At 40.8% G+C, this 10,552-nt stretch carries 9 protein-coding genes and 1 pseudogene; 3 read left to right on the plus strand and 7 right to left on the minus strand.

Translation table 11 applies throughout. The annotated features are described in order from the left end of the window. Positions 1-5 precede the first annotated feature (5 nt). From ICL16_RS27985 to ICL16_RS27995, 3 genes are read right to left on the minus strand one after another with little or no spacing between them, the layout of a single operon-like run. Positions 6-2,792 (minus strand): pentapeptide repeat-containing protein, encoded by a 2,787-nt coding sequence (locus ICL16_RS27985; RefSeq protein WP_190834705.1) that lies wholly within the window; start codon positions 2,790-2,792, stop codon positions 6-8. A 29-nt stretch (positions 2,793-2,821) separates the two neighbouring features. After that, the gene (locus ICL16_RS27990) at positions 2,822-4,006 is read right to left on the minus strand and encodes a DUF1822 family protein (RefSeq protein ID WP_190834707.1); all 1,185 of its coding nucleotides are present in this window, start codon (positions 4,004-4,006) and stop codon (positions 2,822-2,824) included. A gap of 8 nt (positions 4,007-4,014) precedes the next feature. Next, positions 4,015-4,653 (minus strand): sigma-70 family RNA polymerase sigma factor, encoded by a 639-nt coding sequence (locus ICL16_RS27995; protein WP_190834709.1) that lies wholly within the window; start codon positions 4,651-4,653, stop codon positions 4,015-4,017. Between the two features lie 232 nt (positions 4,654-4,885). On the opposite strand from ICL16_RS27995, the gene ICL16_RS28000 reads away from it, so the two are divergent. Beyond that, entirely contained in the window at positions 4,886-5,167 is a 282-nt protein-coding gene (locus ICL16_RS28000; protein ID WP_190834711.1) for a hypothetical protein, read from the plus strand. Positions 5,168-5,300: 133 nt separating this feature from the next. Further along, entirely contained in the window at positions 5,301-6,665 is a 1,365-nt protein-coding gene (locus ICL16_RS28005) for a radical SAM/SPASM domain-containing protein (RefSeq protein WP_190834713.1), read from the plus strand. Positions 6,666-6,699: 34 nt separating this feature from the next. Here the strand turns inward: ICL16_RS28005 and ICL16_RS28010 are convergent, their stop codons facing one another. Genes ICL16_RS28010 through ICL16_RS28025 form a run of 4 tightly spaced genes read right to left on the minus strand, consistent with a single transcriptional unit; the run spans position 6,700 to position 9,554 of the window. Beyond that, entirely contained in the window at positions 6,700-7,011 is a 312-nt protein-coding gene (locus ICL16_RS28010) for a DUF3082 domain-containing protein (RefSeq protein ID WP_190834724.1), read from the minus strand. Positions 7,012-7,051: 40 nt separating this feature from the next. Beyond that, on the minus strand, positions 7,052-8,002 hold the full coding sequence (gene ispE, locus ICL16_RS28015) for a 4-(cytidine 5'-diphospho)-2-C-methyl-D-erythritol kinase (protein ID WP_190834714.1): 951 nt from the start codon (positions 8,000-8,002) through the stop codon (positions 7,052-7,054). Positions 8,003-8,031: 29 nt separating this feature from the next. Continuing rightward, complete coding sequence (gene rsmA / locus ICL16_RS28020) at positions 8,032-8,841, minus strand: 16S rRNA (adenine(1518)-N(6)/adenine(1519)-N(6))-dimethyltransferase RsmA (RefSeq protein WP_190834716.1); 810 nt, start codon at positions 8,839-8,841, stop codon at positions 8,032-8,034. A gap of 32 nt (positions 8,842-8,873) precedes the next feature. Next, on the minus strand, positions 8,874-9,554 hold the full coding sequence (locus ICL16_RS28025; protein ID WP_190834718.1) for a hypothetical protein: 681 nt from the start codon (positions 9,552-9,554) through the stop codon (positions 8,874-8,876). 399 nt (positions 9,555-9,953) lie between these two features. On the opposite strand from ICL16_RS28025, the pseudogene ICL16_RS28030 reads away from it, so the two are divergent. Beyond that, a pseudogene (locus tag ICL16_RS28030) lies at positions 9,954-10,166 on the plus strand (DUF2887 domain-containing protein); the annotation flags it as partial. Positions 10,167-10,552 lie beyond the last annotated feature (386 nt).

Raw genomic sequence — 10,552 nt, forward strand, 5'->3', positions numbered from 1 at the left:
TTTTTTTAAACTTTGTGTAAATCTTGCCAAGTAGGAGGTAATGAGCCAGGGTTTTGATAAATTACCGGGAACCAAGTTGCACAAGGAAACCTATCTTCTAAACCTTGCAGCTTTTCCCTTGCCCACCGTACTGAAGTATACAAAGGTTTTCCTTGAGAAAAAGCCAAAAGAAAGTTTTTGAGAAACTCAGTTGCTACCTTGTCAGGTACAGGTTCACGCATGAAAATCATTTGGGGAATATGTAAATCAGCTAGGTTGAGCGCAAGTCCCAAGCCATCGCAGGAGTTGAAAATTGCCAGTTTTAAACCCTGCTCAATCGCCTTTACCAAAGCATTCTTTAACTGGGGAATAGTTAAATTATCAGTTTTATTGAGATGAATTTGCCCAATTTTTTGATTACTGATAGTTGAACTATGACCAGCAAAAAACAGAATGTCCCAAGGTTGATCCCATAGCTCATCGTTTAGCTGCTGTCTTTGTGGTTCTGCGAGAAACTTGACGAATGCATCTGGTAACTGTTCCAATAAAGCTTGGTCTTGGCTCACATTAATTCCGGTGCTATCTCCTAAAACTGCTAATATTCTGACTTTAGGGTTGCAGGAGATAGGTTGTGAGATGCGCTCATAGGTAGGAATTGACAGCGCAATTTCGGCTTTGGAGTAGCGATCGCATAAATCCCAAAGTGTCCAAGGTAGCCGTTGCAATTGACTATTTTCTGTTTGGACAATAATTCTAACTGTCTCAGTGGGATTAAGTTTTTCGAGCATTCGCTCTTTAATCGGGCGAAACTCCTGAGAATTCAGCCATAAGTTGAGATTTTGGCGCAGATTTTCGGCAGCTTGCTGACATTCCTCAAATAAGACACTTCTGCTCACATTAGTAACTTGTGTTTCTGGAATCTCCAATCTCAAAGAAGTGTTGAAGCTTTGACGATATGCAGATTTCCACTGGCTGTAAAATTTGGGAATTTGTAAATTGGGTGGTAATTCCCCTGTACATTCTACTGATGGAAAAGTTCCTTCTACCCCCATTTGGAACGTAACAGGAAAACCAGTATTAAAGTCCCCTTTGCCCAACTTGAGAATCACTAATTTATCCTTTTGAGATTTTTCTAAGTCTGTTGTTTGATTGACGTGAACATTAACGGGACGACTTGCTAAAAGCTGGGCGAATGCTTTCCAATCCTCAACTTGCTTGTCTTTACTTTTCAGTTCAGCTTCATAGCGAGCTTCTACAGCTTTGAGATGAGCTTGATAATTCTGAGTAAATTCACTATGAATTTTCTCCTTATCAGTATTTTTAGGTACATCTACTCTGACGACAACAACACCATCTCCTTTATTCTCCACGCTACGAATAGAAAGCTCTGTACCTTCATTCTCAATTTGTAGCTGACGAAATGAATACATAAAAGCTTGCCAATCAATACCATTGCGGAAGATGAAATCAACGGTATCTAAAACATCTTGAAATAATTTAGAGAATTCTCCTAAAGCAAAAATACCACTACTAGGACGACGTTCCCGTTGATTATCTAGCAGATAAACATAGTCGCAAATTACCCCAGTAAGTTGAGTATTACTGTCAATATTCCACGCCTCTATACAAGCTCCAGTCAGGATTGCTTGCTCAAAATTTGTTTGCAATGCTTGGGTTTTAATTAAATTAGCCCCTGACAAATTAGCTTCTGCAAAAGTTGCTTCACTAACATCTGCTGCTGTTAAATCAACATAACTAAGCTCTGCCCCTGCAAGATTTGCCCCCTTTAGATTACACCCAGTGTAAGATTTATTCGCGCCTCTTTTCGTAACAACTAAATCCCGAATTGGATTAATTAAAATCGTGTTGTCAACTTTAGCTTGCTTGAGATGTTTTGATAAATGAAAGTTGGTACGTGTGAGAATGGCATTACTAAAATCTGTACTTCTCAACTGAGCTTGGGTAAAGTCAGCATCAGTTAAATCAGCACCTCTAAAGCTTGTTCCTCTAGCAGCAATAGTTATGGTAATTGACTCGATTGCAGCAAAATTTTTGTCCTCAGCAAAAACCCGCCAAACTATATAAATTGCCAGTAGCACCACAGCAATAGCTACAGCGATATCTACCGAAATTGCCACAGGCTGAAAAAAAGCTGCAACTAAACTCCAACCCCAAGCCCACACTCCACTTAATATCAAAATTCCAGTAATAACTTGAGGTATTCTAACTATACTCCAAAAATATAAACTAAGACCTAAAGAACCAGAAATCACCCCAGCTAACGCCCAAGGTATAGTTCCAGCCAAATCCCAAGCCACTCTCATGACTAAACGCAAAGCTATATCTCCAGCAACAATTCCTGCTAAATCAACAGCACTAGCTAACGCACCACATAAAATTAATGCTCCAATTATCACCCCGAACACAGTGACTAAATCTGTAGTAATTCCTCGCCTAGCAATAAAGATAAATAAAATTGCCAATACTGCAAGAACAATTGCCAAGTTAATTTCTTGAAGGAGAGGAACGCTGCGATATAGGAGCGAATTACGCCCTAAAATACTAGCAGCAATCCCACCAGAAAATCTAGTAATAACTCCAAATAGTGAAGTAAAAATTAATGAAATTAAATAAAGGAGAACTTCTTTGTAAGGTTCTAATCCAGCTTGGACATGATTGAAGTTTGCACCTTTTAAGACGGCATTAGTGAAATTTATACCTCGAATATCTGAGTAGGAAAAATCTGCACCTGTGAGGTTTTGATTTTGGAACGACTTACTTTGGAGGTTTTTGCCAGCAAAATTTAAAGGCATAATTAATGGCAATTATATGCAATTTTTGGTTAAATCACAAAATCTTCCGTAATACTCGCTTGTTCAAGAGCTACTCTAACACTAAAATGTTCCCCAGGTTGACCACTAAATTTGAGTTGAATGTATACATCTGCACGCCTAGCTGTTACTTCTCGGAGAATTTGTCCTGAATCATCAAGTAAAATCAGTTTCAAATTAGGTGGCACAAAAGGTTCATTAAGAGTGGGGTATACTCTTACGAGAACACTAACTTGCTGATTTGATTTTTGGGCGATCGCCACAGCCAGTGCCACACTCTGCCCAGCCACCTGCATTCCCAGATCGATTAGCTTAACTGCTGTGAGCCGTTGTTCATTTTGATCAGTACAAAGTTGGTTGATAAGTTGCTCAATTTCATCTGAGTCTGCTTGATTTTCATCCTCAGGAACACCACTTCTAAGCCCATAAGCCAGAGGCACTTGATTATTTAAATCTGAGAATGCCATCCACCCAGAATCAAAAATATTTTGCCACCAGTTGCTCAGACAGATGAGTGATTGTTTTCTTTCTAGTTGCACTTCATCCAATAATGCATCTGTCAGCTTCATACCTTTAATATAAGTATGGTAAGCTGCCACTGGCACTCTTAAAACATCACTCCAAGCTTCTTCCTGATTGTGAAATACTTGATTTCTGGGCACGGGCGCAACTTGTAAACCTAGTGACTGAATCTCTTTGATTGATGGTACTCGATCAACCAAACCGTGGTGATAATCTCCCACACTCATCAATACATCATATATTTCTCTAGACAATCGCCGTCCAATTGGTTGATACAGGTTACAAAACAACATAGGCAAAACATGCCAAGTTTGGGCGAGTAAATTTTGTTCCATACCAGAAACTTCTTTGGGAATAAGCACATCCACATCGCTCAAAAAATTCGTTTCACCAGACAGCAGCATGACAGAAACTTCTTGCCACTCTTCCGTTGGATCTACGAGTGGCTCTAGCTCTGTGACAATCATCACATAGCGTGGTGGTGATTTTCCATCAAGAAAATTCTGCGCAACTTGTGAGTAGAGATTCCTTTGTTCCCCATTTAAGAAATCCAAGGGACTTCTCACAACTCGGCTAAGTTCCCAAATTTCTCCCGGCTTGGGTATTTTTGTATTATATTTAATACAATATTTATTTGTATCTTTATCTAGGTTGGACTGCATAAATTTTGACATAATTTTATCTACCATCTTGTATCAGAGCGCTGTCGCTCTTTCAGGAGTTGGCGTGCCTGTAGTTCTTGTTTAACATTTTCAGCTTCAAACAGTCCAAGCATCTGAGCAACACGCTGACATAATTCTTTCTTTCTTTTGGAGATTGTTGATTGAGTGACACCAAACTCAGTTGCTATTTCGCTTTCAGTTTTGCCCTGCTTCAGTCCTTGCCATAGTTTAAGATACCTGCGAGTAGGATAGTTCTGCTCAAGTTGCTTAATTGCCTCTATTGTTCTGAGCAATAAATCTTTGAATTCTACCGCCGAGAGCAAATCGAAGTCATCAGCAACAGTATCTAGTAGTGACAAATCCGTTCCTGGAAGGTCTTGGTCTAAACTTTGGTAGTTTTGATGCTTCTCTTTACGCACTAAGTCAATTATTGCATTCTTAGCCACTTTTGCCGCCCAGTGATAAAACTGCTGTAGTTCTTGTTTACCGAATTTTCCCACTTGTGTAGACTGCCATACTTTTATATAAGCTGTTTGTGCTGCATCTTCCCAAGAAATTGAAGTACCTAGTGTGTGCTTCCGAGCAATTCTTTCTATTGTCCGCCGATACTCAGTCGTTACAAACAAGGCTTCATATAAATTTGGTATATATTTTGACATTGTGTTAATTTCTCTTCTCTTTACCAATGAGAATACTAAGTAGTTTTTCTATGTTATAAGTAGATTTTTCAACTAAAATTTTAACTAAAGTGACCTAAAAGCTATGTACTTAAATACAACAAAAATTTTTGAGTAGATTTCGGAATATTTTCAATTGAGCTTCCGTTATAGATAACAGAGCAAGCTAAGGCACAAGCTTCCTCAGTTAATTAATATTTTTGGATGCAAAGAAATGAACAAAGCAAGTAAAGTCAAATTTGTACTCGGCATAGTGGCGATGACCAGCTTAGCTGCAATAAATCCAGCCGCAGCTAATGCAACAACTTTAGAGTCTAGCTTGGCTGTTCAAAACATCATGAGTCAAGCCAAGCTGAACCTTGATTCACCAACACAGCAATCGGAGATATTACCATCCTTGGAAAAACTCCAAGCATCGTCAGAACTTGCAGCACGCCCGAAACGCCCGACAAATGGAGGCTGTACTTTCAATAACAGTTGTCGGAAAAGAAACTAGTAGTCTGTCAATATTGATTTGATAGATACGTAGTTGCGATGAACGCGCCGAAGCGCAACATAGATGGTGAGATTACTCATTTCGTGTGTTCTCGCCATTTTTCCTTCCACCTGTATAAAGGAGAATAATGAGCATGAAGCTTTCTCGATACCACGTTGTCACACAACCTTTTTTTGATGAAATTGAAGGGTATTTTAAGCGCGTCGTGTATGCAACCCGTACTGCAAGTGTACGTATCATCGATGATACTAGCTGGAAAATTCTTGAAGATGGAATTTTCGATAATCTGAGCAAAGAGATTTTGTTGGATTTGATTGACATTGAATTATTAGTCCCAACTGATGAAGATGAACTCAAGTCAATTCTTAATCGAAATGACACAGCAACAGTTGAGGACGATAGTCTTTATTTAGTTATTCAACCAACAGCATCTTGCCAACTTGGTTGTCATTACTGTGGTCAACAGCATACCAGTAAATTGCTGAGCGATCGCGATCAGCAACTGTTTATAGAACGCACTCGTGCAAAACTTCAAGCCAAGCAGTTTCGCAAACTCATTATCGGTTGGTTTGGTGCAGAGCCACTGGTAGGACTCCCAGTCATCAGAACACTTACCCCACATCTAGTAGCGTTAGCCGAAAGCTTTGGATGCAGCTATGAAGCAAAGATTGTTACCAATGGTTTAGCGCTAACAAAGAAAGTCGCAACCGAAATTGTCAAAGACTTAAGCGTGCGATCAATTGAAATTACCCTTGATGGAGTGGCGGAATTTCATGATGCTAGACGTATGCAAAAGAATGGGATGCCAACTTTCGATCCAATATGGACGAATGTTCTTGCCCTAGCGCTAGACAAGGATCTTAATGTCGAGCTGAGTATCCGCTGCAACGTTGATCACCAAAATTACGAATCTGTATCATCCCTGCTTCAATTGTTGGCATTGTCGGGTTTGCAAGAGCTGGTTAGTTTTTACGTCGCACCAATACATTCCTGGGGAAACGATGCCCATACTCGTTCCCTTTCCGCAGAAGATTTCGCCGCCTGGGAAATCGTATGGTTCAGTGAGATGATCCAGTTAGGTTTCAAACCCGACTTGATTCCCACTCAGAATCCAATTGTTTGTATGGCTGTGATGCCAGATGCCGAATTAGTCGATGCTTACGGCACTATCTTCAATTGTACTGAGGTATCATATGTACCAACATACGGTACACCCAATGAGTACGCGATCGCTCATCTATCTGGCAAACAGATGCCCGGATTACGTGAGAGATTGGGTAACTTTAACAACCAAGTCCGTCAAGGAGAATACTCATGTTCCTCCTGCCGTATGCTTCCGGTGTGCGGTGGTGCATGTCCAAAAGCATGGCATGAAGGATTAGAGCCTTGCCCTAGCGCCAAACGTAATATTGAGCAGCGATTACTCTTAAGCTATGCCCTCTCAAAAATCGAACAACAGATGAATTCTCCCAGCGAACCTACATTAGTTAATGCCTGATTTCTAAGGTAAACTGCTTGAAAATATCCAACACTCATCCTTGCTTCGGCTTAATTAACTGCTGCACCAACAGCTGCACAGCCAAAGCCAGCAAACCTAGAGCCACTATCCCAAAAATCCCTGCTCCCATTGCAGTCACACCTACAACCAAAGTCCGAACAGCTGAACCAATATTCACCACCATCGGGTTATCCGAATGAATCGGTTTATTAGCAAAAGTAGTAGCGATCGCAATCATCAAAGAATACATTGCATACCCCAACCCACCCGAAATCACCGCCCCAATCAAACAACGTGTTGGAGTCGGTGCAACCTGCCCTTGTTCATCCACTTGTGGCTCACTCATAAACACCTTCGCGTCCTTCGCGTCTTCGCGGTTCATAATCTTATACCGAAGATCCTATCTGAATCCCATGAGAAATCGTCCGCGTTACAAACAATTCTAAATCCTCATTAGCCATCGCCTCAATCACACGAACCTGAACTTGTTTTGCAATTTCTTCATACTCACACAAACCAAACACACTAGGACCAGAACCAGACATCATTGTTCCCAAAACCCCAGCATTAGCAAATACCTCTCTCAACCGTAAAACTTGAGGATACTCAGGTAAAACTACCTGCTCTAAATCATTGTGCAACTTTTGCCCAATTTCCCTAGCATTTTTATGAACGATCGCTTGCACCATTGGTCCAGAATGTACTGCTGTCGCACGCGCTGTTAAACTTTCCGTATCTTTCAGATACGTTTCCCCATAGGCGGCACGATAAGTTTTGTATGCCCAAGGTGTTGAAACTTCCAAACTACGATGTTTCGCCAATACTATATACATATTATCTAAACCGGGTAAAGGAGAAAGTTGCTCACCTCTACCTGTAGCGATCGCAGTTCCTCCCCCGATACAAAACGGTACATCCGATCCTAACAAAGCCCCCAATTCCTCTAATTCTGAGCGAGTTAGTCCCAAATTCCACAGCAAATTCATCCCTACCAAAACTGCTGCTGCGTTTGTTGAACCCCCTGCTAACCCAGCTGCTACAGGAATGCGCTTGTGGATTGTAATATCTACACCGCCGTAATTATCATAGGCTGCGGGAAATTTTGCCGCCATCAATTCAGCAGCACGGTATCCTATATTACTTTTATCTAATGGAACTTGCGGATGAGTACAGCAAAGGCGAATAGCCCCTGTATTACCAGCTTGCACTTCAATCGTATCAGCTAAGTCAATACTTTGGAGTATCATTACTAACTCATGATATCCATCAGGGCGATCGCCAATGATTTCCAGATACAAGTTAATTTTTGCCGGGGCAGTTAAAGTATAAGAACGCATTTTTTACTACCAACTTCATTTATTTACGCCTACCAACTTAACTGGTTTGCTAGAGAAATCCACTGTTCGACGCTAAGATCTTCAGCACGCACTTGGGGATTTATATCCAATTTTTCCAGTAATTCTGTCAGGAGATCGCGTTCTACAACCGATTGCAAATTATTTCTTAACATTTTTCGCTTTGCCCCAAAGCCCAACTTTACCAAAGTATCCAATCTTCGTGCATCCACTGGTGGTAGAATTTGGCGTGGAACTAGGCGTACCACAGCTGAATCTACTTTTGGTGGTGGATAGAAAGCTGCTGCTGGTACTGTATAAATTAACTCACACTCAGCTAGATATTGTACCCGTACTGATAAAGCCCCAAAAGCTGTTGATCCCGCTTTAGCCGCTAGCCTTTGCGCCACTTCTTTTTGTACCAACAGTACTATTAATTCATAAGGTTCTGGATTTGCCTGAGCAATTGTACCTAGTAGTTTCTCTAAAATTGGTCCTGTGATATTGTAAGGAATATTGGCAACAACTTTATTCGGCTTTTGAAAAACAGGAAATGCTTGCAAAAGGGATGTGACATCTAGCGAAAGAAAATCCCCTTGCAGCAGCAGGAAATTTTCTTTCAAGCCTAGTTGTTTCGCCAACAAATCGCACAAGTCACGATCTATTTCTACCGCTACTAGAGATTGTACTTCTGCCAACAGACGGCGAGTGAGAATTCCAGTACCGGGACCAATTTCCAAAACGCGATCGCCTGCTTTTAATTGTGCAGCACGAATAATCTCATTTAGAGCTTTTTCACTTTTGAGCCAATGCTGAGCAAAGGTTTTGCGTGGTTGTATCATTAAACTGCATCATCAGCAGGGTGCGGACTCTATTATATAGCGGTTTTTTCTTCTACAACCGCTAATCGCCCTTCTTTTTGAGCTTGCCGTAAAGCTATCGCTTCTGCAACGATCTGCTGTGCAGATAATCCCTCTTCATCCATCATCTTTTGTAAAGTTACCCCAGTGCGCTCATCTTGTTCATGAATGGGTGGAATCTGGCAATATCTACCACCATTCTTGGTTCGCCGCCAAATACTGGGTTTTTCTGGTACTGGCTTTGTCGGTTTGCGTTCTTGGATGATGATTTTGCGCACTGCCTCTTGAGTAATGGCAGTCAAGTCTAGTAGTCTGTCTATCACTGGTTGGTATTTATTGCTGTTTTCTGCTAAGCGATAGATGGTTCTCGGTTCAATGAGCGCTAAATCCTCAGGTGAGAACTTACCGAACGCAGCAGCCACCTTGAGATACTTTTTTTCTTCTCCTTTCCAGCCTTGCTTATTTAGTAGCTGTCTGTACTCCTTGCGCGATCGCTTGTTCTTTTGCTCAGCTAACCAGAAGGCATAATGCAGTATTGTCTCTGTAGCGTCAACAAGCGTTTGCAAGGAAAAATTCTCTTCCCTCACCCTGTTGTTTATGTCAGCTTGCTCATCAACATATTGCTCAAACTTGGTTTGGGCAATGACTTGCTCTTTAGGTTGGGTTGCAACTGCACTCTGCACCTGTGTCATCATGGTACTCATACTATAGTTTTTGTCAGGAGGCGATACGACTTCTAAGAATACGGACTTGTGGCAATAGTTGCCTATGGTGGAAAACTAGTCTTGAGTTTTTTGGTGCTGTCGTTATATCATTGATTTATAGAACAATTGTACTAAATTATAGAACAATTGTACTAATATATAAGTAAAAAAATCCTAAAGATACCAAATCTTTAGAAAAAATTATGAAAGCTTTATATTTTAGACAGAGCAAGTTATGCAAAAGCTGGTAAAAGAATTTACTTAACGCCCTGCTGTCAAAACTTTCGCTGCTGTCAGTTTTAAATCAGGAAAAGTAGCACAAGCGATGGGCGAGCTTCCTTGAAACACAGCTTCTTCGTATAATCCATACGAATCGTCAAAAATACTCTCATGCGTCGAGACTCTATATTTTACAAACTGTTTCAAACATCGCCAACTTTGCTCTTTGAACTCTTGACAAATCCGCCCATAAATGCCAGCAAATATCGGTTTGATTCCGTAGCCGTCAAAGAACCCAAGTTTGAAATTGATGGGGTATTTCTACCACCAGAAAATGAAGGTGTGGGAATTGTCTATTTTTGTGAAGTACAATTTCAAAAAGAGTGCGGCTCGTTCTGGGCAGGAACCCCTAGAAACTAGGGATGTATGGCTAAGGTACATTTGGAAAAGTCAATTTCAAGATGTATAACTGTTCATTTGATGTAGGTGAGCCGAGTACCCTAGAAAAGCAAGCCCTACCCTTGAGTTATGTCGTCTATAACGACTACAACGCATATTTAGTAAGGTTTTACGTTGTTTTCATTTTCTACAACGTTTCCAGTGGATACCTAGCCAATATCTCTGAGAAAGGTATCCAATTTTCATCGTTAGTGTAAATTAGGATACCCTCTTTAGTAGTTTGACTAGCTTGGATGTAACTTTTCACTCCCCCCCCATTAGCAAGATGACTTGTGAGTTAGTAAAAGAATAAAAATGATTCGAGTGTGAGC

Source organism: Iningainema tapete BLCC-T55 (genome assembly GCF_014698965.1).
GTDB lineage: Bacteria > Cyanobacteriota > Cyanobacteriia > Cyanobacteriales > Nostocaceae > Iningainema > Iningainema tapete.

Excerpts from the sequence above, each read along its gene's own strand:
- rsmA (WP_190834716.1), bottom strand. The coding sequence starts at position 8,841 with ATGATACAACCACGCAAAACCTTTGCTCAGCATTGGCTCAAAAGTGAA.
- ICL16_RS27990 (WP_190834707.1), bottom strand. The coding sequence starts at position 4,006 with ATGTCAAAATTTATGCAGTCCAACCTAGATAAAGATACAAATAAATAT.
- ICL16_RS27985 (WP_190834705.1), bottom strand. The coding sequence starts at position 2,792 with ATGCCTTTAAATTTTGCTGGCAAAAACCTCCAAAGTAAGTCGTTCCAA.
- ICL16_RS28025 (WP_190834718.1), bottom strand. The coding sequence starts at position 9,554 with ATGATGACACAGGTGCAGAGTGCAGTTGCAACCCAACCTAAAGAGCAA.
- ICL16_RS28000 (WP_190834711.1), top strand. The coding sequence starts at position 4,886 with ATGAACAAAGCAAGTAAAGTCAAATTTGTACTCGGCATAGTGGCGATG.
- ICL16_RS27995 (WP_190834709.1), bottom strand. The coding sequence starts at position 4,653 with ATGTCAAAATATATACCAAATTTATATGAAGCCTTGTTTGTAACGACT.
- ICL16_RS28010 (WP_190834724.1), bottom strand. The coding sequence starts at position 7,011 with ATGAGTGAGCCACAAGTGGATGAACAAGGGCAGGTTGCACCGACTCCA.
- ispE (WP_190834714.1), bottom strand. The coding sequence starts at position 8,002 with ATGCGTTCTTATACTTTAACTGCCCCGGCAAAAATTAACTTGTATCTG.
- ICL16_RS28005 (WP_190834713.1), top strand. The coding sequence starts at position 5,301 with ATGAAGCTTTCTCGATACCACGTTGTCACACAACCTTTTTTTGATGAA.